At 30.9% G+C, this 24414-nt stretch carries 32 protein-coding genes; 30 read left to right on the top strand and 2 right to left on the bottom strand.

The genetic code is table 11. From position 1 onward, the window contains the following. Nucleotides 1-21: 21 nt before the first annotated feature. From KDK92_RS17500 to KDK92_RS17390, 23 genes are all read left to right on the top strand, one after another. Nucleotides 22-174 (top strand): hypothetical protein, encoded by a 153-nt coding sequence (locus KDK92_RS17500; RefSeq protein ID WP_250860660.1) that lies wholly within the window; start codon nt 22-24, stop codon nt 172-174. 29 nt (nt 175-203) lie between these two features. Continuing rightward, the gene (locus KDK92_RS17495; protein WP_250860659.1) at nt 204-611 is read left to right on the top strand and encodes a DUF3795 domain-containing protein; all 408 of its coding nucleotides are present in this window, start codon (nt 204-206) and stop codon (nt 609-611) included. A 21-nt stretch (nt 612-632) separates the two neighbouring features. Beyond that, nucleotides 633-941 carry a nucleoside triphosphate pyrophosphohydrolase family protein gene (locus KDK92_RS17490; RefSeq protein ID WP_250860658.1) on the top strand — a complete coding sequence of 103 codons (309 nt, stop codon included), beginning with the start codon at nt 633-635 and terminating at the stop codon, nt 939-941. A 28-nt stretch (nt 942-969) separates the two neighbouring features. Then, entirely contained in the window at nt 970-1491 is a 522-nt protein-coding gene (locus KDK92_RS17485; RefSeq protein WP_250860656.1) for a GNAT family N-acetyltransferase, read from the top strand. A 64-nt stretch (nt 1492-1555) separates the two neighbouring features. Next, nucleotides 1556-1789: a hypothetical protein gene (locus KDK92_RS17480; RefSeq protein WP_250860654.1), complete on the top strand. Its 234-nt coding sequence runs from the start codon at nt 1556-1558 to the stop codon at nt 1787-1789. Nucleotides 1790-1825: 36 nt separating this feature from the next. After that, nucleotides 1826-2515, top strand: a complete 690-nt coding sequence (locus KDK92_RS17475; RefSeq protein WP_250860653.1) for a DinB family protein — start codon at nt 1826-1828, stop codon at nt 2513-2515. 32 nt (nt 2516-2547) lie between these two features. Continuing rightward, nucleotides 2548-3399: a class I SAM-dependent methyltransferase gene (locus KDK92_RS17470; protein ID WP_250860652.1), complete on the top strand. Its 852-nt coding sequence runs from the start codon at nt 2548-2550 to the stop codon at nt 3397-3399. A 198-nt stretch (nt 3400-3597) separates the two neighbouring features. Then, nucleotides 3598-4515: an aminoglycoside phosphotransferase family protein gene (locus tag KDK92_RS17465; RefSeq protein WP_250860651.1), complete on the top strand. Its 918-nt coding sequence runs from the start codon at nt 3598-3600 to the stop codon at nt 4513-4515. Nucleotides 4516-4546: 31 nt separating this feature from the next. Beyond that, nucleotides 4547-5470, top strand: a complete 924-nt coding sequence (locus tag KDK92_RS17460; RefSeq protein WP_250860650.1) for an aminoglycoside phosphotransferase family protein — start codon at nt 4547-4549, stop codon at nt 5468-5470. An 18-nt stretch (nt 5471-5488) separates the two neighbouring features. Further along, nucleotides 5489-5992, top strand: coding sequence for a hypothetical protein (locus KDK92_RS17455; protein ID WP_250860649.1), 504 nt, complete (start codon nt 5489-5491; stop codon nt 5990-5992). Between the two features lie 45 nt (nt 5993-6037). After that, complete coding sequence (locus tag KDK92_RS17450) at nt 6038-6385, top strand: endo-beta-N-acetylglucosaminidase (RefSeq protein WP_250860648.1); 348 nt, start codon at nt 6038-6040, stop codon at nt 6383-6385. A 163-nt stretch (nt 6386-6548) separates the two neighbouring features. Then, nucleotides 6549-7337 carry a PHP domain-containing protein gene (locus KDK92_RS17445; protein WP_250860646.1) on the top strand — a complete coding sequence of 263 codons (789 nt, stop codon included), beginning with the start codon at nt 6549-6551 and terminating at the stop codon, nt 7335-7337. A gap of 38 nt (nt 7338-7375) precedes the next feature. Then, nucleotides 7376-7846 (top strand): NUDIX hydrolase, encoded by a 471-nt coding sequence (locus tag KDK92_RS17440; protein WP_250860645.1) that lies wholly within the window; start codon nt 7376-7378, stop codon nt 7844-7846. A 326-nt stretch (nt 7847-8172) separates the two neighbouring features. After that, complete coding sequence (locus KDK92_RS17435) at nt 8173-8943, top strand: DUF1835 domain-containing protein (protein WP_250860643.1); 771 nt, start codon at nt 8173-8175, stop codon at nt 8941-8943. After that, nucleotides 8936-10084 (top strand): HD domain-containing protein, encoded by a 1149-nt coding sequence (locus tag KDK92_RS24840; RefSeq protein WP_338115281.1) that lies wholly within the window; start codon nt 8936-8938, stop codon nt 10082-10084. The genes KDK92_RS17435 and KDK92_RS24840 overlap by 8 nt, the downstream gene beginning before the upstream one ends. A gap of 171 nt (nt 10085-10255) precedes the next feature. Then, complete coding sequence (locus KDK92_RS17425; protein ID WP_250860641.1) at nt 10256-10645, top strand: cytidine deaminase family protein; 390 nt, start codon at nt 10256-10258, stop codon at nt 10643-10645. Nucleotides 10646-10914: 269 nt separating this feature from the next. Next, entirely contained in the window at nt 10915-11271 is a 357-nt protein-coding gene (locus KDK92_RS17420) for a GNAT family N-acetyltransferase (protein WP_250860640.1), read from the top strand. 85 nt (nt 11272-11356) lie between these two features. Further along, a complete protein-coding gene (locus KDK92_RS17415; RefSeq protein ID WP_250860639.1) occupies nt 11357-12055 on the top strand; it encodes a GNAT family N-acetyltransferase in 699 nt (232 codons plus the stop codon). A gap of 103 nt (nt 12056-12158) precedes the next feature. After that, nucleotides 12159-12764 carry a class I SAM-dependent methyltransferase gene (locus KDK92_RS17410; RefSeq protein ID WP_250860638.1) on the top strand — a complete coding sequence of 202 codons (606 nt, stop codon included), beginning with the start codon at nt 12159-12161 and terminating at the stop codon, nt 12762-12764. Between the two features lie 163 nt (nt 12765-12927). Continuing rightward, on the top strand, nt 12928-13617 hold the full coding sequence (locus KDK92_RS17405) for an HAD family hydrolase (RefSeq protein WP_250860637.1): 690 nt from the start codon (nt 12928-12930) through the stop codon (nt 13615-13617). Nucleotides 13618-13738: 121 nt separating this feature from the next. Next, the gene (locus KDK92_RS17400; RefSeq protein WP_250860636.1) at nt 13739-14362 is read left to right on the top strand and encodes a class I SAM-dependent methyltransferase; all 624 of its coding nucleotides are present in this window, start codon (nt 13739-13741) and stop codon (nt 14360-14362) included. Between the two features lie 168 nt (nt 14363-14530). Then, nucleotides 14531-15304, top strand: a complete 774-nt coding sequence (locus tag KDK92_RS17395; RefSeq protein WP_250860634.1) for an inorganic diphosphatase — start codon at nt 14531-14533, stop codon at nt 15302-15304. Nucleotides 15305-15501: 197 nt separating this feature from the next. Then, the gene (locus tag KDK92_RS17390; protein ID WP_250860633.1) at nt 15502-16281 is read left to right on the top strand and encodes an endonuclease/exonuclease/phosphatase family protein; all 780 of its coding nucleotides are present in this window, start codon (nt 15502-15504) and stop codon (nt 16279-16281) included. A gap of 70 nt (nt 16282-16351) precedes the next feature. Here KDK92_RS17390 and KDK92_RS17385 read toward each other — a convergent pair whose 3' ends face one another. Beyond that, nucleotides 16352-17881: a M3 family metallopeptidase gene (locus KDK92_RS17385; RefSeq protein WP_250860632.1), complete on the bottom strand. Its 1530-nt coding sequence runs from the start codon at nt 17879-17881 to the stop codon at nt 16352-16354. A 258-nt stretch (nt 17882-18139) separates the two neighbouring features. Here KDK92_RS17385 and KDK92_RS17380 point away from each other — a divergent pair, with 258 nt between their 5' ends. The 6 genes from KDK92_RS17380 to KDK92_RS17355 all read left to right on the top strand — a co-directional run bounded on the left by KDK92_RS17380 (nt 18140) and on the right by KDK92_RS17355 (nt 22520). Beyond that, entirely contained in the window at nt 18140-18817 is a 678-nt protein-coding gene (locus KDK92_RS17380) for an HAD family hydrolase (RefSeq protein ID WP_250860631.1), read from the top strand. Between the two features lie 80 nt (nt 18818-18897). Next, a complete protein-coding gene (locus KDK92_RS17375) occupies nt 18898-19806 on the top strand; it encodes a hypothetical protein (RefSeq protein WP_250860630.1) in 909 nt (302 codons plus the stop codon). Between the two features lie 104 nt (nt 19807-19910). Then, complete coding sequence (locus KDK92_RS17370; protein WP_250860629.1) at nt 19911-20816, top strand: hypothetical protein; 906 nt, start codon at nt 19911-19913, stop codon at nt 20814-20816. 193 nt (nt 20817-21009) lie between these two features. Continuing rightward, nucleotides 21010-21375, top strand: a complete 366-nt coding sequence (locus KDK92_RS17365; protein ID WP_250860628.1) for a NifB/NifX family molybdenum-iron cluster-binding protein — start codon at nt 21010-21012, stop codon at nt 21373-21375. A 227-nt stretch (nt 21376-21602) separates the two neighbouring features. Then, nucleotides 21603-21959 (top strand): NifB/NifX family molybdenum-iron cluster-binding protein, encoded by a 357-nt coding sequence (locus KDK92_RS17360; protein ID WP_250860627.1) that lies wholly within the window; start codon nt 21603-21605, stop codon nt 21957-21959. A 126-nt stretch (nt 21960-22085) separates the two neighbouring features. Then, a complete protein-coding gene (locus tag KDK92_RS17355) occupies nt 22086-22520 on the top strand; it encodes a DUF134 domain-containing protein (protein ID WP_250860626.1) in 435 nt (144 codons plus the stop codon). A 73-nt stretch (nt 22521-22593) separates the two neighbouring features. Here KDK92_RS17355 and KDK92_RS17350 read toward each other — a convergent pair whose 3' ends face one another. Next, a complete protein-coding gene (locus KDK92_RS17350; RefSeq protein WP_250860625.1) occupies nt 22594-23085 on the bottom strand; it encodes a GNAT family N-acetyltransferase in 492 nt (163 codons plus the stop codon). Nucleotides 23086-23335: 250 nt separating this feature from the next. Between KDK92_RS17350 and KDK92_RS17345 the strand changes: the two genes are divergently transcribed. Beyond that, nucleotides 23336-24274 carry a hypothetical protein gene (locus KDK92_RS17345; RefSeq protein ID WP_250860624.1) on the top strand — a complete coding sequence of 313 codons (939 nt, stop codon included), beginning with the start codon at nt 23336-23338 and terminating at the stop codon, nt 24272-24274. The last annotated feature ends 140 nt before the right edge of the window (nt 24275-24414 follow it).

The raw sequence follows: 24414 nt of genomic DNA, 5'->3' as shown, positions 1-24414 counted from the left end.
AGTTAGAAAGGGGATTTGGGGATGAATATAATGATGTCATTGTTAGTTATGTTACCGATAATATTAGGGGGAATATTCTTATTTGGGGTAAGTATATATGCATTGATATTATTAATACAGCTTATGAAGAGAAGTATAATTGCATTGGATATATACATTGATAAGAATAGGTAGAAATATGATAGAAAATGGGGGATAAGAAAATGATACTAACAAAATGCGGTTATAGATGTGATCTATGTTTGGCTTATAAGGGGAATATCGAGAAGGAAGATAAGAGGCAGATTTTGAGTGACGGGTGGTACAAGTATTTTGGTTTTAGGATTGAACCAAAAGATATAATGTGTGAGGGATGTGTATCATGTGATAATCCTAAATTGATTGATGATAACTGTCCTGTGAGACCTTGTGTTATATCAAAAGATATAAAAAACTGTGCTTATTGTGGGGAATATGTATGTGAAAAATTGTTACAGCGGATTGTTGATTATGATGAAAAGATAAATTTTGATCATAGTAATATCCCGGGTGAAGATTATGAGAATATTGTAAAGCCGTATGAATCTAAAAAACGACTTGAAGAAATCAGAAAAAGAATAACAAGAAGATGATATTAAATGGAGGGGATAATAATGGACAAATTATATAAAATGGTTCAGGGATACTATAAGCGTTTTCCTGAGGGGGTTGAACCCTTTCAAATGGTTACTAGGCTTCTTGAAGAATGTGGGGAAGTGGCAAGTGAAGTTAATCACTTTGAAAATAGTGGGATAAAAATGCAGAAACATGGAGAACCAAGTAAAGACGCTTTAGCTGGAGAGTTGAAACAAGCAATGGTGGCATTGATGCAAATAGCTGTATATTATTCAGTTGAAGAAGAACTTGAGAAATCAATAGATGATTCTTTAAAGAGAATGAAAGATGAAAATCTTATTGATTAAACTACTTACAGAATTGGAGGAATAAAAAGTGAGTGAGAAAAAAATTATAACGGAAAGATTAATTCTGACACCAATATCATACGAAATTGTATGTTCCACCTTAAATAAAGATAATGAATCACTTAGAAAACTAGGATACAGAAGGAGTGATGATTGGCCACATCCTGCTTTCTTTGACTTTTTCCCTAAATTAAAAGAGCAGCTAAAAGAATTAGGTGAGCCAAATGGTTTTGATGGATGGATTATTGTAAGAAAAGAAGACATGCTAATAATCGGTGATGGGGGATTTAAAGGAGAACCAGATGAAAAAGGAAAAATTGATATTGGTTACGGATTGATGAAAAGTGAACGAAGAAAAGGATATGGATATGAAGCAGTTAAAGCACTTATTCAATGGGGATTAGAGCAGGATAAGGTAAAGAAAATAACAGCTGATTGCTTAATTGATAATATAGGTTCTAAAAGAATTTTGCATAAGGTAGGTATGAGTGAAGTTAATAGAGATGATAAGATGATATATTGGGAAATGATTAATACATTGAATAAGTAGGAAAATATCAATAAAAAAGTTTTGGGTTTGAAGTAAGGTATTGAGGTAAGGGGGAAAGGGGAATATGAAAAAAAAATCAGGAATTCAAGAGGCTATAGTAACATGTGTGGGAGGATTTTTGTTATGTATGTTTATTACTGGTGCTGCATATGAACAACTAAATAATATGCTTGTCTTTATGGGAATAATTTTTTTGTGTGGGGTTATAGTGTGTTGTACTTATAGTATTGTTAATGCCATTAATGGGTTGAACAAAATCAAATCTACTGAAAAAAATATAAAGGATATCGAAGAATAATTTATAGTATTCTAATAAAATAAAGGGTGGATAAGAGTGGAGAATAAAAGAGAACTATGGAATTTAAATCAAAAGAAATTAAGAGAAATAATACTAAAAAAAGGTAGATTTAATGAAGCAATTAAACTATGTTTAGAGCAACATAGAATGGTACATGCTTATAAGATGTCGCAGAGTAAAGATAAAACTTTTGATGATTTACTTTGGGAAGATTTAGATGAGGAGATATTCAGAACAATAACAAACAAGAAGGGGAGAACCATAGCATATGGAATGTGGCATTCTGCGAGAATTGAAGATATAACTATGAGCATATTGGTTGCTGATAGTCAGCAGGTGATTAATTCAGATAATTGGCTGGAGAGAATTAATTCAAAAATATGTGATACGGGTAATGCTATGACATCAGAAGAAATTCTAGATTTTAGCAAAGAAATTAATATGAAAGCTCTTAGAGAATATAAAATTGCAGTAGGAAGAAGGACTCAAGAGATAATTAAGAATCTCAAATCAGAAGATATGAAGAGGAAAACATCAAAAGAGGGATTGAAACGAGTACTACAAGAAGGAGCTGTATTAGATGTTGAAGGGGCAAATTGGTTGATAGATTTCTGGGGTAAAAAGAATGTAGCTGGTCTTATACTGATGCCTGGCACTCGTCATCATATTGTACATATTAATGAATCCTTGGAGGCAAAAAAGAAATCTCTAAAGAAGAAAAAATAGTATTAAGAACAAATGTAAAGGGGAATAAAACAATGAATGAACAAAAAAGAAAAGAAAATCCTTTAATAGGAATATGGGATAGAGCATCAAAGAACTTTGGAAAGGTAGGACCAAAATATTGGAACTATTTTGGAGCGAGATTAGTTGAAGAATGTGGAATTGAGATTGGACAAGTTGTATTAGATATTGGATGCGGGGCTGGAGCTTCATTAATACCAACAGCTAAGAAGATAGGAAAGGCAGGATACGCTACAGGTATTGATATTTCAAGTGGAATGGTTGAAGAATGTATTAAGAATGGACAAGAAGAAAATCTATCAAATGTAGAAGTTAGAGTAATGGATGCTAATAAATTAGAGTTTGAAGATAATAAGTTTGACTATATTCTAAATGGATTTGGTTTTCCTTACTTATATTATGGAGATAAGAATCTTGCTGAAGTAAGAAGAGTCCTTAAATCTAATGGAAAATTTTCTTTTGTAACATGGGGAATGCAGGAGGATACTAAGTGGATTACTGAGGTGGTTGAAAGGCATCTTAATCATGGGAAAAAAGAGAGTAATAAAGATCATAAGAAGAAAAATGATGAGAAAAGAATAGATATATGTTCTAAAGAAGGAGTAAGGTCGGCTTTAGAAGAGGCTGGGTTTAAAGAAATAAAGGTATCTATTGAGGATAAGCTGTTTACATATAAGGATAAAGAAGAATGGTGGGAAGAGACTTGGGCAAATGCAATTAGAGGAATACTTGAAAAGATACAAGATAGAGGAGAAGAGTATCTTGTAAAATTCAAAAAAGATGCATTTGAAGGGCTCGAGCAATTTAGGACTGAAGACGGTATAACATTTAAGAGATCGGTGATTTATGCTATAAGCACTAACTAAAGAGGAAATATCATATATGACTTCTAAATGTTTTTGAATGAAGAAATTATATTTTTAATTACTTAAAAAGATTAAGGAAAGTAATCCAATAATATGGTACAATGAAAAACCAAACTAAAAGTAAATATTAGACAAGATAATAATGCCTAAATATGGGCATTATTATTTTGAAAGAAAAAACATGTGGGGAGGGTTTGTATGATGGAGATACAAAGAATGATTCTTGAACAAGCTTTAGCATATCTTAATAAGTATAAAGTGGAGGATATAAAGCCAATATTAAAGGGGTATTCAGATGATGCTAAGTATTTATTGGGATTGGTTGATGGTACATCATTGTTATTAAAGGTTTCACAGCTTAAAGATGTTCAGCGGAAGAAGGAGGAATTTAATTATTTAAGAGTACATTATGACAACGGGGTTAAATGTTCAGAACCATTGGAGTTCTTTATACTTGAAGAATATAATGTGTGCATAAGTTTGTTATCATTTATAGAGGGTAAGAGCGGAGAAGACGTATTGCCATTGCTTTCAAAGGAAGATCAGTATTCTTTAGGATGGAAAGCTTCTGAAGAGTTGAGAAAGATCCACAAGGTAGAACCACTACAAACCTTTGATTGGTATAAGAAAAGATGGGACAAGTGTTTGAGAAAGAAGAAGACAGTTAAAGAGTTAGGATATACATTTTATAAGCAAGATGTAATTGAAGAATATATTGAAAAAAATTATGAGATATTGAAAGATAGTCCTACAAGATTTCAACATGATGATTTTCAGCCATTGAATATGATATTTAATGGAAATGAACTAAGTGGAATAATAGATTTTAATAGATTTGATTGGGGAGATCCATTAGAAGAATTTTTTAAGCTTCCTAAATATACAAATAGGATTAGTGTTGAATTCTCAAAAGGTCAAGTAGATGGGTATTTTGCTGGATTCGTTCCAGATTATTTCTGGAGAAAATACAATTTGTTTGTTGCACTTAACTTTCATGCTAGTATAATTGGAGGACATGAACTTAATAATCTAGAAATGGTTATACAGAGACAAAAGAATATTTTTGATACACATGATTTTGTTACCCATGGGGAGCCAGAGTGGTACAAAAAATGAAAAATCTAACATGTTAGGGGACAAAATAATTATGAACATTGATAGATATAATGATTTAGAGAGGATTGCAAAGATAGTTCTTCAAAAGAACTTAAATAGAGCATTCCAGGTTAGGGGAGAACAGAATAATAACTGGGTTTTTATAACAGAAGGGGATGAATATTTAGTTAAATTCACAACAAAAGAAGAATTCAAGAGGTTAGAGACAGAAGCAGCACTAACAAAATTAATGGGGGATAGTGCTGGTGTGCCAGTCCCTAAGATAATTCATATTGGTGAATATGATGGTGAATACTATATGATTAGGACCCTGTTGAAGGGAGAATCATTAGGAGAAGTTTTAAATCAAGGAATGATTAAGGTGCTTGGTGAAGATGGTATTGGAACAATGATATTTGAAGCTGGACAAGCACTAGCTAAATTGCATAAGGTTAGCTTCAATAAGAAAGGATTAATACATAAAGACCTCAATGTGGTTGAGTATAATATATTTTCTAAAGAAGAGTTCATGTCATTTTTGAATACGGTATATGAATTTAAGTGCGTTACAGAGGAGCAATATACATATCTTAATAACATTGATATTGATGATATTTATAGTGGAGAATTTGTATTGTGTCACTGTGATTATGCTCCCAATAATATGCTTGTATGCAACGGACATCTATCAGGAATAATCGATTATGAATGGGCATCCGCAGCACCTTGTTATGATGATATAGCTGCATTTCAGGTATTTATGAAGATGTATGATATGGAACAGTTTATAGAGTATTTCTACAGTGGATATAAGTCAGTTAAGAGTATTCCTGAGAAGTATTTTGATAATATTCATATATACAAATTATATAGGGTGATAACAATGTTAGCTTGTCAGCTTAACCAGCCAGAGGATAGGCAATTGAAGGAATTTAAAGAGGATTGTATAAAACTATTAGAAGAGTTAATGATTTAACAGGAAAGGGAGATAAAGTTGAAACAGAATAAGCAAATGTTGAAGATTATAGGATATGTGGTGAGAGGTGAAAAAGAAAAATTCATTCTAAAGAATGGAGTATTAGGTAGGGGAGTTGTCTTAGTTACTCTTCTAAGTATTGTCTTAGGATATGTATTAGGAGAAATAAATGAGGATTTTAGTAGGTTTTTGATTTACTTAGGGGTTAAGGTGATACTAGGAGTTATTATTGGATATTTTATTGGAGTAAATGAGTGGAAGTTTTATTACTCAATAATTAATGAAGATTATGATAAGAAAGTATATAAGAAGATGGCTATTTTAAATGGTATAGTAGGTTGGGGATTATTGTGTTTTTTAGTGCAAATAGAAAATTATATAGGTGATTTAACTTTTACTTTAATTATGATTCCTGTAGGTATAGTACTCTGGATTGCTGGTGGTGCATTCTTTGGGTATATCATGTGGAGTTTCATTGATGTTAATGGTATAAGAAGTTCTGCTAGAGAGTACAATCAATAATAGATAAATAGGGGACGGTTCATTAATCATAAAAAAGATTTTGGTATGGATGAGGAATCATGGAGATTTTTAAAAGATGATTTTGATAATACATTTAAAGAGTTTAAATCACAGATAACCAAGATTAGAAATAATGAGATTAAAGATATAAATGAGTTAAACAAATATTTTGTGGAATATTGGTGGGGATTACATACACCAGAACAGAGCAAGGATGAGGCTCCTAAATTGCAGAACTCAAGGAATTATTTTTTTGGATGTGATGTATGGGGATTAATACATGATGTTTATGGAAGAGAAAAGGTATTTGAGTTGCTTGGGGATCTTAAACAGTTCCCAACTGTGTTTAATAGTGCCTTGGAGAAAGTGGGAAGAGAAGATTTAAAGATATAAATATTTAAGAGCAGGTATATAATAAAAAATTATTTCGCAGCAATACATTACTTTGAGAATGTATTGCTGTGCTAATTTGTGGTAAAATATAGAAAGTGAAGATAACTCAAAGAAGCTTATTTAGGTGGTACTATTATTATTATTATTATTGAAGGGGGACAAAATGCTTGATGCACATGTACACATAGAACGTGGTTCATATACTGAAGAGTGGATAAGTGAATTCATTAAAAGTGCTGTGAATATGGGAATAAAAGAACTGTACCTACTTGAGCATTCTCATAGGTTTATTCAATTTAAGGAGATATATCAAAGTATTAAATTAGATCAAAACTGTGGGGTATATCAAACTCAATGGATAGAAAGAAAATGTAAAATTGATATTGAAGAGTATAAGAAATTTATATTGGAAATGAGAAAAAAAGAGTTCCCTATTAAGTTGAAGTTTGGTTTAGAGGTATGTTATTTCATAGATAAAGAAGACGAAATAAGAGAGCTAGTATCAGACTTTGATTGGGATTTCTTAACTGGTTCAATTCACTGGATTGATGGATGGGGTTTCGATCATCCAGCTACTATAGATACTTGGGAAAGAAAAAAAGTTGATGAAGTATATTTAAGATATTATGAGTTGATGATAAAACTTGTAGAATCAAAATTATTTAATATTTTAGCACATCCAGATTCCATTAAGTGTTTTGATTTCTATCCTAAGATTGATTTATCTAATCTTTATAAAAAATTGGCATTAGCATTAAAAGACAATAATATGTTGGCAGAGTTTAGTTGTGGGTTATATAATAATTACAATCATGAAGAATTAGGGTTGAATGCTCAACTTTTATCATCTTTGATATCAAATGGAGTTAAACTCATAACAGCATCAGATGCACATAAACCAGAGGATGTTGGAAGAAATATAAGAAAATCTTATGAAGTTTGTAATTTGTAATAGATTAAAAAAACTAATGAAGGGAAGAGGGATAAGCTATGATTAATTTTAAAACTCAAGAAGGGATATTCAATTTCAGAACGGCAGGTATATTAATTAATGATGGAAAGGTTCTTATCCATAGAGGGATTAAAGATGATTTTTATGCTTTGCCTGGTGGAAGAGTAGAAATGACAGAGGATACAGAAACTACACTAATCAGGGAAATGAAAGAAGAGTTAGATATAGAAGTGACTATCAATAGATTGCTGTGGGTATGTGAAAGCTTTTTTGATAACTACGGGCATAGGTATCATGAAATATGTTTTTATTATTTAATGGAGCATGAAGGGGATAGTACTATATATGATAATGAGGTATTCCATACTATTGAAGGAAATCATGAATATGAGTTCAAATGGGTTTCAATTGAACGATTCAAAGATGAAGAGTTTTATCCAGTGTTTATCAAGAATCGAATTAATGATTTACCTAGTACTATTGAGAGAATACTTGATAGGCAAGAATAAGGTATATTTAATAATTAAGAGTTAACTTTCAGCAATACGTTCATTGTGAATATATTGCTATTTTTTTGGAAAAAAACATCATAAAAATCATGAAGTTATGGTAAAATATAGATAACATACAAAAAATAAGAAGAATAAACGGGTATATAGTAAAAAAAGGAGTAGCAGATTGAAAAGGTAAATTAGGGGCTGTAGTTAAATTATAAGATCTATATAAATAAAATTAAATTAAATTTACTATGAGAATATGATTAAGGTTAAATGGATGACTACTTAACAAGTAGGTGAATTGTTGATTGGATAGCTGACAGGGGGAGTAATTAAATATGAAATATATATGTTTTTCGCCAAGTACAGAGGAGGTAGCAAAGTTTGCTATATCTAAAGGGTTTATATTAAGAGGGGAAGTTGTCACATTCTGTGATGATTTTAGTATAGGTCCTCTAGTTGTTAATGGAGATATTAGTGAAAGAAAAAAATGGCTTGAAAAGGTTTATTATGAGGAAATGAATTTTAATATTGATGGTATATATGATGAATATAAAGTATTTGAAAAAAAGTGTAAACATATAAAGGGAGAACAGGTATATATATTATTTGGAGAAAATGCTATGGAGTATGCCGGGCTATTATATACTATTTCTTTATTGAATCATATAAATAATAAAATTACTATTGTGAATTTTTCAGGAGATTATAAACCGGGAAATTCACAGGAAAAATTTAAATGTAGTATGGAAGTAGAACCAGAAGAATACCAGGAAATTATGGCAGCAGGAGAGAAACTAACTGATGAGAGAAGAGCAGAGTTATTAAAGGAATGGAACAATCAAAAATTGGATAGTGGATATTTAAGGATATTTTATAATGGACGATTAGTAAATAAGGATATAGCATATTTTGATGAATTTATCTTAAATAATATTACTAACAGCCCCTTAAGATGTACTAGAATTGTTGGAGAATGCATTAGTATATCTGAAGATATAGTAGGAGATGTATGTATATTTTGGAGAATAAAAACTTTGATACAAAGAGGGCTGGTACAGTTCACAGGTGAATTTGGTAACATGAGAAGAATGGAAGTTTATAAGTAGGTTATATAAGATTGAGATTTCAGAATTAGATGAAGAGGAGGGGAAAACTATCAATAGATTAGAGAAAATAAGGGAAATTGTAAATGAGGTATTTTTAAATGTTAAGGATAAAGCAATAAGAAGGGTTGGATATGTACACCTTTATGGAGTATCTCAATTTTGTGCGCAGTTTGCATTGAAGAGAAACTTGAATCCTGAGATAGCTGCAGTAACAGGAATGCTACATGATCTTTATTATTATCGTACAGGGATAGGTGATAACCATGCGCATAATGGCGCAGAATATGCACGACCAATGTTAAGGGATCTTGAAATATTCACTGAACAAGAACAGAAATTAATCCTTTCAGCAATATTCCACCATAGCGATAAAAAAAATATTCATGGAGAATATGATGAACTATTAAAGGATGCAGATGTAATGCAACATTTCTTATATAATACGAAATTTGATATATATGAAAATGATGCTAAACGACTGAAAAATCTCTTTCATGAGTTTAACCTGAATAATCTTAGTGTTTATGATTTTAATTTTGAGAAGAAAAATGGATTTACAGCAAAGGGAATCAATAAAAGACAAGCCTTAGCAAAGATAGCAGAAACATTGGCTAAAAGAGAAATAGTAGGAGAGGAATATGATGAGGATTATAATAAGATAGTTAAGTATTGGCCAGAAGTAAATTGCCATGAGGAACTTAAGTATTCTTGGTGTGCTGCATTTATTTATCATTGTTGTTTTGAAGCTGGATTTAAACTACCAATAAGACATCCAAACAGTGATAGATATGTAGGGGTACTAGGATGGTTCCAGTGGGCTTCATTACCTGAAGTAGGTTTTTATATAGAAGATAGTGAAGATTTTGTTCCTGAAAGAGGAGATATTATTGTGTATAATAATATAATACCAAAAGAGTATAAGCAAGCAAATGATATTTTACCTAGAGATCACATTGGAATTGTATTATCCTCAGATAAGGGCACATATACAGTAGCAGAAGGAAACGTGGATAATCAGAATAAAGCTGGGGTTGTAACCCGTAAGCTTCATGAGAATGTTGATGGATTCATAAGGATATGTAATGATTATGAATATATGGGATGGAAATATGATTATAAAACAGGCGTATACAAAGAATAGTCTTTGTAAAGTAAGAAAGACGTACAAGCTAGGGACGGTTCATGAATTTCTTTAATAAATTCATGAATCGTCCCCTGTTTGTTTATAGTATGGTAAAATATAACTAAATAAAAAATGTGTATTATGATGATTATTATTTACATTGTATATATATTGGGGAGGAAGATGAATATGACATTTGAAGAATTATATGATATCGCAAGAAAAACATTAAATCCTAAAAAGCTTTCAAAAAGCTCTTATGCAGGGTCAGTTGCAGCAGCAATTTTGAGTGAAAACGGTAAAGTTTACACGGGAGTATGTATAGATACTCCTTCTTCTATGGGGTTTTGTGCAGAGCATGCTGCCATTGCTGCGATGATTACTGCTGGCGAGAACAGGATAGTTAAACTGGTTTCAGTTTATAAAGATGGAACAATAATTCCACCATGTGGAAGATGTAGAGAATTTATTTCTCAAATACATGATGATAATTATAAATGTGAGGTAATGGTAAAAAAAGATACTGTGGTTACTATTTATGATTTAATACCATATCGTTGGGAAAAGGAGGAAAATTAAAAGTTAATGATGAATATACGAAGGGCTAAAATTCATGAATCTAAACCCTTAACCAATATTGCTATAAGATCAGAGTCATATTGGGGGTATGATTCTGACTACATGGAAAAGTTTAAGGTATATGAAAATAAATAACAAGTCAAAGATGCGACGGATATTTTGCGTAATGCGAAGAGTTGGAACCCGCTGATAGTAGTTCTATCAGCGGGTTCCAAGGATGAAGCAGTTCGCAAAATAGACTAGTATACTGACTAGTTATTTATTTGAATATGCCTAAGTCTATTTATAAGGTAACTGAGGAGTTTATAAATAATAACCCAACTTTTATTATAGAAAAAGATGAGAATATTATTGGATTTTATAGTATTTTAATTAATGAGAATGAAGCTTCTTTAGAATATTTCTATATTGAACCTAAATATATAGGCAAAGGATATGGAAGAATATTATGGAATCATATGGTTCAAAACTGTAAAAATCTTGGCATCAAAGAGATTGAAATAGTGACAAGTCCTGAAGCAAAAGTATTTTATATGAAAATGGGAGCTGTACAAACTTGTGAAATTAAATCACTTGTTAATAAAGAACGAAAAATTCCTCAATTAATTTATACAATTGAAAAATAGTGAAATACAGAAGCAAGGAACATAGTACAAAGAAGAAGATTCTTCAGTGCTTGGATTGATTTGTATTCTATGGAGTGTGAGAATAATGGATTTTAATAAATATTATTATGGTTTTTTAGGTGCTGAGCATGAGAGAGGCAATGATAAAGTTATGGTTACTGAATCTATATACAGGGATAAGCTACTGAATAAGCAATATTTTTATCCTGTTATTGTATCGGAATATAATAATAAAAAAATATGTTCAACATCTAGTAGATTCATAGATATTTGTAAGAGTAGATTTGATGGAAGTGTTGAATCTATAGAGGATATTCTTGATGATATGAGAATAGAAGAGCCTAGTTACAGATTAAGAAAGATGAGAAGGTATACTATAGACGATACAGAAAAGATATTTAACACAAAGGCAGTCACAATGAGTGAAGAACTGGTAAGAAGTGTACATTTCAAGGGAGACATAAACATAGAGAAGTTCCTTGAACGAAAAAAGGACGTTATAAAAGAAGGTAGACAATTTATAATTACTAACCAAAATAAAATGGCAGCAATGGCATTGATTTCTGATATTTACGAAGATGGATGTAATATTGCTGTGTATAGTAATGAAGATTACAGAAAGATGGGGTATGGAAAAGAAGTGGTAAAGGGCTGCGTTAATTGGTGTAAAGAGAGAAATTTATTGCCTATATATTTGGTAGAGGAAGATAATCATGCTTCAATCAAGCTTGCTGAAAGTGTTGGTTTTGAGTTAAAGAGTAAGGAATGGATTATTTCAAAGTAAAGGTACAAGCAAGGGACGGTTCATTAATCTAATAATTAAATTAATGAACAGTCCCCTGCTTAGGTTGAAGGTTGACTAAAGTTGTGAGGGGGAGCAAATAACTATGGAAATAAAAGAAATTTTAAGGCAGTCATATAATAATTTCGCTAATGAAAGAGAAATGAGCAAATTACAGGAATGGAAGATGAAACCAAGGGATTCGTTTCTGAAATTTTTAATGGATGAAAGTAAGTCTACTCTTTTAGATATTGGTGCAGGAAATGGAAGAGACAGTAAGTTTTTTATGGATAACAATATAGATGCAATGGCAGTTGATTTATCCGATGAAATGATAAGATTATGTCAGGAAAAAGGTATTCAATCACATCAGTTAGATTTTTATAATCTTTATCAAATTGGCAAAAAATTTGATGCTGTTTGGTCAATGAATTCCCTATTGCATGTTGAGAAGGCAAATCTCAATATAGTATTAGAAGAAATTAGAAACGTGCTAAATCCTTTAGGATTATTTTTTATGGGAGTATACGGTGGTGAGGATTCAGAAGGTATATGGGAAGATGACATATATAATCCACATCGATTTTTCTCATTTTATACAGATGAAAATATAAAGAAAGTGGTTTCAAGTTACTTTGAGGTAATCAGTTTTGAAAGAATTGAAACAGGTGGAAAATATCATTTTCAATCTATGATTTTGAGAAAAAAATGAAATTGTGAAAGGGAAATCTAATTATGTGGTAACACCTTAGTGATCAATAGTTATTGCGTAATAGCCTAGTTAATGGTTTTAATTTTGTATAGTATTATCTTTTTTAGAGGTAATATGGACGAGGATGTATGGATGACAATATTGATTAAAGGAGGGGTACAAAATGAACTTAATAAATGGGTATAAGGCAGTATTTTTTGACCTGTTTTTTACATTGGCTAATCCTGTGTATAGTGATGACAGTATAGAAAATGAATACAATATATTAACTATTGAAAAAAGAATATGGGAAGAAGTTTCTGAAAAACAATATTATGAAAGAGGTATTGGACAACTGAAAGATCCATATATAATTGTTCAAAATATAGCTTTTGAAATAAATTCAGAAATTTCAAAGGATAAGTTGATTCAAGCTACAAAAGCTAGAATAAATAGATTTAAAAAATGTTTATTGGAGATTGATAGTGATACAATCAATACTATTTCAAAAATTAAAGGGTTACAGAAGAAAATTGGACTAATTAGTAATGCAGACTGCATTGATAAGTTAGGGTGGATGGATTCACCACTAGTAAATTACTTTGATACTTCAATATTTTCCTGTGATGTTGGAGCTATGAAACCTGATAAAAGAATTTACGAAGTAGCTTTAAATAGTATAAAAGAGCATTCTAGTGACTGTTTATATGTTGGTGATGGAGGGAATAGTGAACTAAAAACTGCAAAAGAGTTAGGAATGACTACTGTATTAACTACCAATCATATTAAGTCATTATGGCCTGAAAAGATTAGTGAAATTGAAAAATATGCTGACTATAAAATTGATGGGCTAAACGAGTTATTAGAACTTTGAGGAATTATAATCTAATGGTACAAGCAATGGGACGGTTCATCAATTTATATATAAAATTAATGAACCGTCCCCAGCTAGTACATGTTGGACTAAGAACTTAGAAATAGGGGAGTAGAAATTTATGAATAACCACGAGAAAGTAAGACACTGGGAAGAGACTGAAGGGGTAGAGATTTTAAAGAGTATAGGTGTAAAAGAAGGGACAAGTGTTATAGATTTTGGTTGTGGATTTGGACATTATTCATTTTCAGCAGCTCAAGCTGTTGGATCAAAAGGAAAGGTATATGCAGTTGATATAGATAAGAGAATATTGAAATTTGTTCAAGATGGTATAAGTGATAGGGGAATTTCAAATATTGATACAGTTCATTCAAAGGAAAGAAATACTCTTGATTTTCAGAGTAATGAAATTGACTGTATATTGCTATATGATATTCTCCATGGTGAGAACATAAACAGATTAAAGTTTTTAACAGAAGTACATAGAGTGTTAAGAGAGGATGGAATATTGTCTATACTTCCATTTCATTTATCAAATTTTAGAGATGTAAATGGAAATAAGAAAAAGTATTCAATTAAGAGACTTGTCCAAGAAATATGCGATTTAGGATTCAAACTATCAGGCAAGATTGAAGATAGAGGAGTACATTTTGAAAAGTATCATAGCCCACATTACATTAAAAAAGGTGGAGTTGATTTTGAGGATTTGGAAAGAGGAACTATAGTAAATTTTGTTAAGATATAAAGATTTAAAACTCTACACAAGTAAAAAAATTCATCTTAGATTATTAAAAACATGCACTTAATATTGTTATAAAAAGAGGGGGTATTTTTAAATTAAATAATAATAGATATCTAGGGATTAGTGTTATAATATGACTAATATAGTGATGAATTAAGGGGGAGAGTAAATATGAAAGAGTTGGATAAGATGAAAGAATACTTCGGAAAAGAAGTCCAAGTTATAATGGATAGACCTATGGGGAGTAAGCATCCAGAGCATGGATTCATATATCCAATTAATTACGGATATATACCTAATACTGTAGCAGGGGACGGAGAAGAAATTGATGCTTATGTTCTTGGAGAGTTTGAACCTTTAGAGCGATATACTGGTAGAGTTATCGCAATAATACATAGAAAAGATGATGATGAAGATAAACTTGTGGTGGCAAGGGATAGTATAAGTTATAGTAAGGATCAAATAGAAGCATTAACTGAATTTACAGAAAGATTCTATGATTCTGAGGTATTATGTTCTGAATTTATAAAGAAAGATACAAGGGTGTCTGCTAAGGGATTTGCTAGAAGAGGGGAAGAAATTTTAGTGATTGAAGAAAAAGATGCATCAAGAGGTTCTGTGTATTACCGTCTATTTGGTGGAGGTATGAAATTTCAGGAAAAGGCAACTGAGGCATTAAGAAGAGAGTACAAGGAAGAAGTAGGGGCAGAGTTAATAAGTGAAAAATTCTTGGGAGTTATTGAGAATCCTTTTGAAATCAATGGGGTAAAAGCTCATGAAATAATGATGCTATATGAGGTGGAACTTCCCCAAAATTATTATGAAAATGAGAAGTTTATTAGTAATTGTGATTTAGGTGTAAGTGAAGCAATGTGGGTTAATAAGAGTGAGTTTATTAAGGGTAACAAGGTTTTGTTACCAGTTGAGATAGTGGAGTATTTATAGACAAGCGGGGGACGGTTCATTAATTTATTTATTAAATTAATGAACCGTCCCCCTGCTTGTTACCGTATTTGTCACTCTATTTGTCTTGTTACAATAAAATTACATTTAAGTGTATAATTTTACAAGGTCACTTTAATGAAGTAAAATAGTATATATTAAGAAGATGTATGGGGATACAGATTAAGGGGGATAAGAAAATGAAAATATTAACCTATAATATTTGGGTATCAGAGAAAGATTTTGATATAAGATTAGAACTTTTATGTGAGGTTATAAAACAGAATAATGTAGATATTATTGGGCTTCAAGAAGTGAGGGATGAAGGGGTTGTAAATTACATAAGAGAAAAATGTGGATATGAGTATTCCTTGTGGAAAAAATATCATGATTGTGAAGAGGGACTAGCGATTTTAAGTAGATATCCTATTATACATAGTGAGACTAATTGGGAAGAGAATGAAGAGATACATAACTCAGGGGTATTAAGAACTGTTATAGACTATAAAGGTATGAATATTGGAGTAACAAATGTTCATCTTGATTATAAAAGTGCTCTTAACAGAGAAATTGAGATAGTAAAAGCTATTAAGAGAATAAAGAAATATGAAACCACAGATTATGAATTTATAATTGGAGATTTTAATTCTTATGAAAATTCAAGTGTACACAGGTATCTAACAGGAGAGCAATCATTAGACAATCATGCAACATGGTGGATTGATTTAGCTGAAAGTTATGCAGTAAAACATAATATGAAAGCAAAGGTGACATTGGACTTCAAGAATAATCCTAGATGGGATAGTGAATATGCTATTGAGGTACCGGGAAGATTTGATTGGGTAATGTTAGAATATCCGTATCCGAAAGTAAGTCCTAAGTTAGTGGAGGTTGAAGTTATTGGTAATCATAGGGTAAATAATTTAACCCCTAGTGATCATTATGGAGTTGTATGTGATTTGGAGTTTGAGCAGTATTAAATATAAGACAAGCAAGGGGACGGTTCATTAATTTATTTAGTAAATTAATGAACCGTCCCCTTGTTTGTTTTTATAAGATATATTTAAGTGAGAATTTATCTCCACTGATTTTTTCGAATAGTTCGTTGTATTTATATAATCCAGATGGCTCAATAACTTTTTTCATTAAGAATTCCTTGAATTCTTTTGGATTATCAGCGATGCTCTTTGTACCATTTTTCTCGTTGAATACTTTAGCTAACATCTCACATGTTACATCTCCCATAAAGTAATTATGAAGGTATATTGGGTGAGTTGTGTGATGTATTCTGAAGCCCCATGGGAATACTTTATCATATGGTTCCTCATTATAAAGTTCTTTATAAACTTTCCAGTAAACTGAATAAATATCATCAAGACTTTCAACATCATTTCTGTATAATTCTTGATCGAATAATATACTTGTTATGCTGAATAAAGAAGTTAATTTGGAATACTCTCTAATATTCTTAAACTGCTCACGAGCTTCTTCAATCTCATTTCCAAAGAATTTTTCAAAGAAAATCTCTTGGTTTTCAAAACTGCCAAAGAGGTTTGCAATACCTTCAGTAACAATACCATTAACTCCAGCGTTAAGGATAACCATTTCAGAATCCATTAAGAATGAATGAACTCCGTGTCCTGTTTCATGTAATAATACTCCATAGTTAAAATATTTGTTCTTGATATTTGCAAGTATTCTTGAATCTTTACCAGTCTTGATTGGGAAGTTATACCCCCATTCAGATTTATTCTTTCTTGGGAAAACATCATAAGTTATGTTATATTCATCTATGTTGATATCGAACAGTAAGAAAAAGTCTCTTAAGTTATCATAGTAATTTGAAAGATCAATTTCTTTGTTTAATAGTGGTGCCAATTTTGAGTTGATATATTTCTCATCCCAAGGCATAATCTTGTGTCCACCATTATATTTTTCAGCATATTCTTTTCTTTTCTCTTCAATTTTAGGAAGCATTTCTTGAAGCTGTTCTTTCCATCCATTGAATACAGATGAATCTAATCCGTCTTCTTTAAGTTTTAATTCTACGAAATCTTTTTCCCCTCTAAGCTTAGCATATTCTTTTCTAAGTTTTAGAAGTTCTAAAAAACCTCCGTCTATTAAAGGCTTATCAATTTGAGATCTACAGAAGAATGCTGCCTTTCTCTTTTCTCTATCTTCTTCTTGAGATAGAATATTTGCAATTTCAACTGAAGTTATCTCTTTTCCATCAAGCTTAAAACGGAATGTATTTAATATCTTAGATAGCTCATTTACTTTTGCTTCAATCTTCTCAGACAGTTCAGTACACTCTGGCGACAGATGATAAGGTTCAAACTGGTTGAACATAAGTTCAACTCTTCTCTTATCCTCAAAATTCAAAGTTTCTTCTTTTTCTTTCATATCTAATACAATCTTATAATTTTTCTTGTCTTGTAGGTAGTCAGTAATTTTCTTATAAGCATCAATAACCCCAAAATCATAACCAGCAGTATATTGAACCCAAGTAAGTCTGCTGTATTCAGTACTTAAAGCTTCAAGTTGAACTGCAAGATTTCTTAAATCTTTCATTGTAGACATATATTTTCCTCCCAATAGCTTAAACTATACATTATAAGGGATTATAGCATAATTTATATTTATATACAAAAATTTCTATATGCCATATAATATAAATCGAACAAGTCGGGGACGGTTCATTAATTTTCTAAAAAGATTAATGAACCGTCCCTAGTTTGTACATTGTAAAGTAACACCTAACATTATACGATAACAATAATAGAAGAATATTGAAAATAATGTGACTGATTATTTAAATATGACTTAGGGGGGAGAGGAATGTTTAAGGTTATTAGTTTAGATATGTTTCAAACTTTAGTTGATGTAAATACTAGAAGAGATGTAATTTGGAGAAAGATACTTGAAGATAGATATACAAAAGAACTTCAAGATGAATACTGGGGAACTATAAATGGATATATATTTCAAAATTTTCATAAGCATAGTAATAATAATGAGGAGTTTATGACAATCAGAAATATATTTGAGATATATTATGAGATTGCCCTTAAGGAACTGAAGAGTGATATTGTTTCAAAAACTGCAGTTAATATAATTCTTGAAGAACATGGTAATGCGGAATTTTATGATGATAGCATAGAATTTATTGAGATGGCAGCATTAAAAAGTAAGGTGTGCATAGTGAGTGATGCTGATAAGGATATGATTCATCCTATACTTCCTAAGATAAATTATGATAAAGCTTTCATATCTGAAGAATATGGTATATACAAAAATACTAAAGGAACTAACATATTTAAGTATGTTCTTGAACACTATAATGTTCTTCCGGAAGAAATCTTGCACATTGGAGATTCTACATCAGATATTATGGGAGCAAAGAAGTACGGAATAAAAACCTGCTGGATAAACAGACATGGCTATACTAAAAGGTTTGAAGGTGAGGCTGATTATACCGTTACATCATTAAAAGAATTAGGGGAAATTATATGTTGAATTTGCCTTAAATAAGAAAATAAATCTTAAGTTGGTGACGTGATAATATGGTAATGAGATTATTCTTTTTTACAGAATATATGGACAGAATTGATGGGAAAAAATTAAAGAGATATTTTAATGCATTGCCAAACTTTAGAACAGTAGAAAATGGTGAGAGTAACTATATATACAATTATTATAATAGTGACACAAAGGTTAAATTCTCATTCCAATATTATGATGAGCTGAAAAGTCAGAACAATATTGGGCGATTTACTGGTTTAGTATTTGAGGTGAGATGTGATAAACCACACTTTTATGCAATAGAAGCTGTGGCTTATGTGGAGAGAGCATGCAGAGAGTTAAAAATGACAATAGTGCCTGATGAGTATTCTTCAGTTGATGTAACAGACTCATCAATGGATTATGAGTTATCACATGAATATAGAGTTAAGGAGAAATTTAATAATGAATCAAGACACTATTCATTTGATGAACTTTATGAAATATGGTCAAGGAACAGTAAGAAGTTCATGGAATTGAGTGAGGACAATGGGCAGGAGATAAATACTATATCACAGGAAGTATCCTATGATATATGGAAATATCATAGAGAGAAAAATGTTATAGCTGATACACTTGGAGATGATTATGTTGTACCTAATCTGTTCTTAATGAAAAGAAAAGACAAGGGTATATTATATAGAACAGTAACTTGGAAGGATTGTAGAGCACAAATTATTCCTAACTGTGATTATATTTTGATAGTGCAAACAAGGAAAAAGATGTTTGGTGGAGAAGATAAAAAAGTAAGCATGATAAAATATGGTCAATTGATCAAACATATGAATAGGTTTTTAGAGGAGTATAATTGCAAATCTGAAAAAACTAAGATATTGACAACAGAGATGGTTGAGTATGGAATATACACATTTGATCTTCTAAAAGGAGAAGACTTAAGTAATTGGAAGAGGGTTGGGATAGAAGATGTTATATCAGTAAAGTAGAGTGGGATTTATCAATAATTTTTATATAATAAAATCAATATGACATGCAGATGTCATATTCACTTTATTATAATGGGGTTATAGTATGAATGGAGGGGAAATTGATGAAAAAATTATCTAAAGAAGCATTTAGTAAGGCTAGGAATTTCATAATGAATGAGTCAAGAGAGTTAGAGAAGGTGATATTTGAGAATGTATTTGAAAATGGGGACAGTTCTCAAGTTATTAAGGCTGTAAAAAAGTATATAAATCATGATGGTGGAGCAGGGAATGCTCTTGAGTCAGATTTTTTGTATCCTGGATCTACGCCAATGGCAACATCGATTGCATTAAGGATACTTAAAGATTATGATACAAATGAGAGCTCAAAAGAAATCATAAAAAATGCAATGACATATCTAGAAGAAAGTTTCGATCATAAAATTGAAGGATGGAGATTCACAAAGAAGGAAGTAAATGATTATCCTAGAGCCCCTTGGTGGACTTATAGCAAAGACAATGAGGAAAAAAAATACAATGGTAATCCAAGTGCAGAACTTATAGGATATTTATATATATATTCACAATACGTTGATAATCTTAATGTGAATTACTTAATGAAACTATCATTAGAGCACTTAAATAGTATGGAAGAATTTGAAGTTCATGAACTTTATTGTTATATCACATTATATCATTTAGTTGGAGAAAATTTTAAAGAAAAGATGGTTGAAAAACTTAAAGAAGGAGTAGGCAAGTGTATTTGTACTGATAGTAAAAAGTGGAATGAATATGTGCCACAACCACTAGACTTTATAGATAGTCCTGAGGAGAACATATATGGAATCGAACAGAGATATATAGATGAAAATTTAGATTATCTTATTGATATGTTAGAGGAAAAAGGTGTTATTGAACCAACTTGGGTATGGGGACAATACGAGGAAGAGTGGAAGATAGCAAAGAAGAATTGGACAGGAGTGAAAACCCTTGAGGTGTTGATTAAGCTTAAGAATTTTGGAAGAATATAAAAATATTATAATAAAAATAATGAACCTCAATAGAAATATAAAATTTATTTCTGTTGGGGTTCATTGTTTTTAAATAAATTATTACGAAATAGTATAATTGTTTTAGAAAAAAAGTTATTGGCATTTGACAATAACTGCAATGGGGTGTAAGATGTAATTAGCATATGCCAATAAAGTTGTGGAGATGATTAATTTGAAAATAGCAATATCTTCTATGGGAAATACAAGAGAAGAGATTATGGATATGAGATTCGGTAGATGTGGATATTTTATAATTCATGATACTGAGACAGGTGAGAGTTATAGTGTTAACAACAATGGATTAGATGCTTCAGGAGGTGCTGGGATTACAGCAGCTCAACAGGTTGTGAATGAGAATGTGGAAACAATAATAACAGGAAATCTTGGACCTAATGCTTTTAAAATTATAAGTGCAGCAGGTATCAAAGTATTTAAGGGAAGCAAGAATTCTAAAATTGAAGAGATAGTGAAAGCATATATAAGAAATGAACTGGATGAAATAAATACTCCAGGTAAGGCTCACATGGGAACTGCTTAGTAGTAGTGTGTTTAAGGCATATTCAAATAAATAACTAGTCAGTATGCTAGTCTATTTTGCGAACTGCTTCATCTTCGGAACCCACTGATAGAACTACTATCAGCGGAACCCAACTCTTCGCATTTCGCAAAATATCCGTCGCATCTTTGACTTGTTATTTATTTTCATATGCCTAAGGCGATTGAATAGATGTGGAAAATATTAAATATTATAGGAGGCTAAGTAATATGAGAGTAACAATAGCTAGTGAAGGAAATAATGTGAGTGGACATTTTGGACATTGTGAGGGATTCAAAGTATACGATATTAAAGGGAAAAAAATAATAAATGAATCTTTAGTAGAAAATCCAGGACATAAACCAGGATTTCTACCTCAATTTCTAAATGATTTAGGAGTTGAAATTATTATAGCGGGTGGAATGGGAGAAAGAGCGCAACAATTATTTAATAAGAACAATATTGATGTTATTGTTGGTGCATGTGGAGAGTGTGGAGAAGTTATAAAGCGTTTTCTTGATGGAACTTTGGTATCATCAGGAAGTGTGTGTAGAGAGCATGAACATGAAGGTGATTGCGGAGAATAAGTTTAACTACTCCTATACTTATAAAATATAACAACCTATAGTATAATTATAATAACTCATTATAATTTGTGAATTATAGGTGATATTAATTTTAAGTTATATACAATAGGTACAGGAGGTTATTTTATGCCAAGACCAACTAAATTTAGAAGAGTTGAATTTTTTCCTACAAAAACGTATTTTGTACCTGAAAGTGAAAATTCGAATAGTGTTGAAGAGATAGCATTAAAGCTTGAGGAACTAGAAGCTATGAGATTGAAAGATATTGAGAAACTAAATCAAGAGGAATGTGCAAAGAAGATGGAAGTTTCTCGTCAAACCTTTCAGAATATAATAGATAGTGCAAGAAATAAAGTGGCTAGAGCTTTAACAGAAGGTAAAGCAATAAATATTTCAGGTGGACACTACACAGGAAAAGCTTGTAGATTTATGTGCAAGGAATGTGGTAACACATATGAGTTGAACATTGAAGGGGATAAGGACAATTGTCCTAAATGCAAATCAAGTAGAGTAGGATGTAATAAACGTAAACGTATGTGTAAGAATAATTGTAATAAATAAAAGAATATAATAGCAAGAAAATTACTCTGAGAAATATTATCACATATTTTTCCAGAGTTTTTATTCATTATAGCTATTTAACTGATTTCTGGAACCAAACCATATCAATAGGGATGCCATTCTTTATAATAACATTTTTAAAACGACCACATTCATTAAAACCTTGTTTCTTATGGAAATTAAGACTTGGAGTATTCAATGAAGAAACATGTGCCAAAATTTCTGTAATACCATCTGCTCCAGCAATTTTAAATAATGTATCTAGAAGCTTTTTACCAAGCCCTTTGTGAGTGCATTTAGAATCTATAAAATAACCAATTTGAGCTACGTGAGAACTGGTAGGGGTAGCTCTAAATGGTCTAAGAAAGGCAAAACCAGCTATTTTTTGTTCTATTTCAACAACATAGAACCAGGATTCTTTAATACCATGAAAAAAGTATTCTTCATTCACTGGTTTTTCAGAATATGCAGCCATTGAATTCTCAACATAATAATTGAATATGTCTAGAATTGCAGGTTTATCATCCACTTTTATTTTTCTGATTATATAGTTACACGTACACATAATTATCACAACCTTTCATCATATACTCAAAGTATAAGATGAAACATATTGAGCATCAATGATAGTATTTAAAGGTTGTACTAGTACAGAAATCTGAATGAAGTAAAATAAATGTGTAAATTTGTAGTTTTTAAAACAAATGGTATAATTAGTTTTAATATACAGTAAACTTATGTATATTTAGCTTTGAAGTGTTTAATTAATCTTTGGAAAAGAAATAATATTATATATAAATTAGGGGGATTTAGATATGATTAATGAGATTAATGAAAAGATAGTGCATATCAGAGAACAAATGGCAGAGAGAGATAGACTTCAGCGTATGATGGAAAAGGTAGATAATGAAATCAATCATCATGAGCAGATTCAAGATAAGCTTTTTAAAGAACTTACCAGTGAAGAACGTGATGTGGATAAACTTGAGAAGCTTACTTTTTCTAATATACTTCACACAATTATGGGAAATAAAGAGGAATTGTTGAAAAAGGAAAAGGAAGAATATTATAAGGCTAAGATTAAATATGATGAGATTAAGGATACAGTTCAGCATTTTAAGGATGAGAGAGAAATTTATTATGGTAAGATTAAGAAGTTCGGTATGTTGAATACTGAACTAGAAGATTTATTAAAAGAGAAGGAAAAAAAATTAGTAACTTCAAGAAGTGAAATATCTTTTGAACTGGAGAAAATAAATGATGAAATGATCCAAATAAGAGGGAATATAAATGAATCATATGAAGCAGTACAAGCGGGTGAAATAGCATGTTCATCACTTATAAGGGCAGAAGAGGCACTAAATAGTGCAAAGAATTATGGGACTTGGGATATGCTTGGAGGGGGACTATTAGTTACCTCGGCAAAACATTCAAAAATTGATGAAGCTAAGGATTATATGATTGAAGCTAGGGCAAAATTAGATAGATTTAAAAGAGAATTATCAGATGTAAATATGAATTTTAATGTTGATATTAATATTGATTCTTTCTCTAGGTTTGCTGATTACTTCTTTGATGGGATATTTGCAGACATGAATGTTCAGTCAAAAATTAATGATTCTTTAAGTGGAATTCAAGATGCTAAATATAGAGTAAGGCATATAATTAATAGGCTTAGTAAAAATATTGAATCACAGGAAAAGAATATTAGTAAACTACAAGATAGTAAAAAAGAATTAATAGCTAATGCTTAGATAAAAAACATAGTTGACAGTGGACAGCTGACAATGGACAACGAATGATATTTCACTCCGTGAAATTTTAAGCATATTGTTTTTGGGACAATGGCATATTTGATTCATATAGATAATGAAATATTGCATTTTAAATACAA

Origin of the sequence: Oceanirhabdus seepicola (assembly GCF_023684385.1) — a bacterium.
Taxonomy (GTDB): Bacteria; Bacillota; Clostridia; order Clostridiales; family Clostridiaceae; genus Oceanirhabdus; species Oceanirhabdus seepicola.
The sequence above is the reverse complement of the archived record's forward strand: the minus strand, read 5'-3'. Positions and strand labels throughout refer to the sequence as shown.

Excerpts from the sequence above, each read along its gene's own strand:
- KDK92_RS17500 (WP_250860660.1), top strand. The coding sequence starts at position 22 with ATGAATATAATGATGTCATTGTTAGTTATGTTACCGATAATATTAGGG.
- KDK92_RS17495 (WP_250860659.1), top strand. The coding sequence starts at position 204 with ATGATACTAACAAAATGCGGTTATAGATGTGATCTATGTTTGGCTTAT.
- KDK92_RS17490 (WP_250860658.1), top strand. The coding sequence starts at position 633 with ATGGACAAATTATATAAAATGGTTCAGGGATACTATAAGCGTTTTCCT.
- KDK92_RS17480 (WP_250860654.1), top strand. The coding sequence starts at position 1,556 with ATGAAAAAAAAATCAGGAATTCAAGAGGCTATAGTAACATGTGTGGGA.
- KDK92_RS17470 (WP_250860652.1), top strand. The coding sequence starts at position 2,548 with ATGAATGAACAAAAAAGAAAAGAAAATCCTTTAATAGGAATATGGGAT.
- KDK92_RS17465 (WP_250860651.1), top strand. The coding sequence starts at position 3,598 with ATGATGGAGATACAAAGAATGATTCTTGAACAAGCTTTAGCATATCTT.
- KDK92_RS17460 (WP_250860650.1), top strand. The coding sequence starts at position 4,547 with ATGAACATTGATAGATATAATGATTTAGAGAGGATTGCAAAGATAGTT.
- KDK92_RS17450 (WP_250860648.1), top strand. The coding sequence starts at position 6,038 with ATGGATGAGGAATCATGGAGATTTTTAAAAGATGATTTTGATAATACA.
- KDK92_RS17445 (WP_250860646.1), top strand. The coding sequence starts at position 6,549 with ATGCTTGATGCACATGTACACATAGAACGTGGTTCATATACTGAAGAG.
- KDK92_RS17440 (WP_250860645.1), top strand. The coding sequence starts at position 7,376 with ATGATTAATTTTAAAACTCAAGAAGGGATATTCAATTTCAGAACGGCA.
- KDK92_RS17435 (WP_250860643.1), top strand. The coding sequence starts at position 8,173 with ATGAAATATATATGTTTTTCGCCAAGTACAGAGGAGGTAGCAAAGTTT.
- KDK92_RS17425 (WP_250860641.1), top strand. The coding sequence starts at position 10,256 with ATGACATTTGAAGAATTATATGATATCGCAAGAAAAACATTAAATCCT.
- KDK92_RS17420 (WP_250860640.1), top strand. The coding sequence starts at position 10,915 with ATGCCTAAGTCTATTTATAAGGTAACTGAGGAGTTTATAAATAATAAC.
- KDK92_RS17415 (WP_250860639.1), top strand. The coding sequence starts at position 11,357 with ATGGATTTTAATAAATATTATTATGGTTTTTTAGGTGCTGAGCATGAG.
- KDK92_RS17410 (WP_250860638.1), top strand. The coding sequence starts at position 12,159 with ATGGAAATAAAAGAAATTTTAAGGCAGTCATATAATAATTTCGCTAAT.
- KDK92_RS17405 (WP_250860637.1), top strand. The coding sequence starts at position 12,928 with ATGAACTTAATAAATGGGTATAAGGCAGTATTTTTTGACCTGTTTTTT.
- KDK92_RS17400 (WP_250860636.1), top strand. The coding sequence starts at position 13,739 with ATGAATAACCACGAGAAAGTAAGACACTGGGAAGAGACTGAAGGGGTA.
- KDK92_RS17395 (WP_250860634.1), top strand. The coding sequence starts at position 14,531 with ATGAAAGAGTTGGATAAGATGAAAGAATACTTCGGAAAAGAAGTCCAA.
- KDK92_RS17390 (WP_250860633.1), top strand. The coding sequence starts at position 15,502 with ATGAAAATATTAACCTATAATATTTGGGTATCAGAGAAAGATTTTGAT.
- KDK92_RS17385 (WP_250860632.1), bottom strand. The coding sequence starts at position 17,881 with ATGTCTACAATGAAAGATTTAAGAAATCTTGCAGTTCAACTTGAAGCT.
- KDK92_RS17380 (WP_250860631.1), top strand. The coding sequence starts at position 18,140 with ATGTTTAAGGTTATTAGTTTAGATATGTTTCAAACTTTAGTTGATGTA.
- KDK92_RS17375 (WP_250860630.1), top strand. The coding sequence starts at position 18,898 with ATGGACAGAATTGATGGGAAAAAATTAAAGAGATATTTTAATGCATTG.
- KDK92_RS17370 (WP_250860629.1), top strand. The coding sequence starts at position 19,911 with ATGAAAAAATTATCTAAAGAAGCATTTAGTAAGGCTAGGAATTTCATA.
- KDK92_RS17360 (WP_250860627.1), top strand. The coding sequence starts at position 21,603 with ATGAGAGTAACAATAGCTAGTGAAGGAAATAATGTGAGTGGACATTTT.
- KDK92_RS17355 (WP_250860626.1), top strand. The coding sequence starts at position 22,086 with ATGCCAAGACCAACTAAATTTAGAAGAGTTGAATTTTTTCCTACAAAA.
- KDK92_RS17350 (WP_250860625.1), bottom strand. The coding sequence starts at position 23,085 with ATGTGTACGTGTAACTATATAATCAGAAAAATAAAAGTGGATGATAAA.
- KDK92_RS17345 (WP_250860624.1), top strand. The coding sequence starts at position 23,336 with ATGATTAATGAGATTAATGAAAAGATAGTGCATATCAGAGAACAAATG.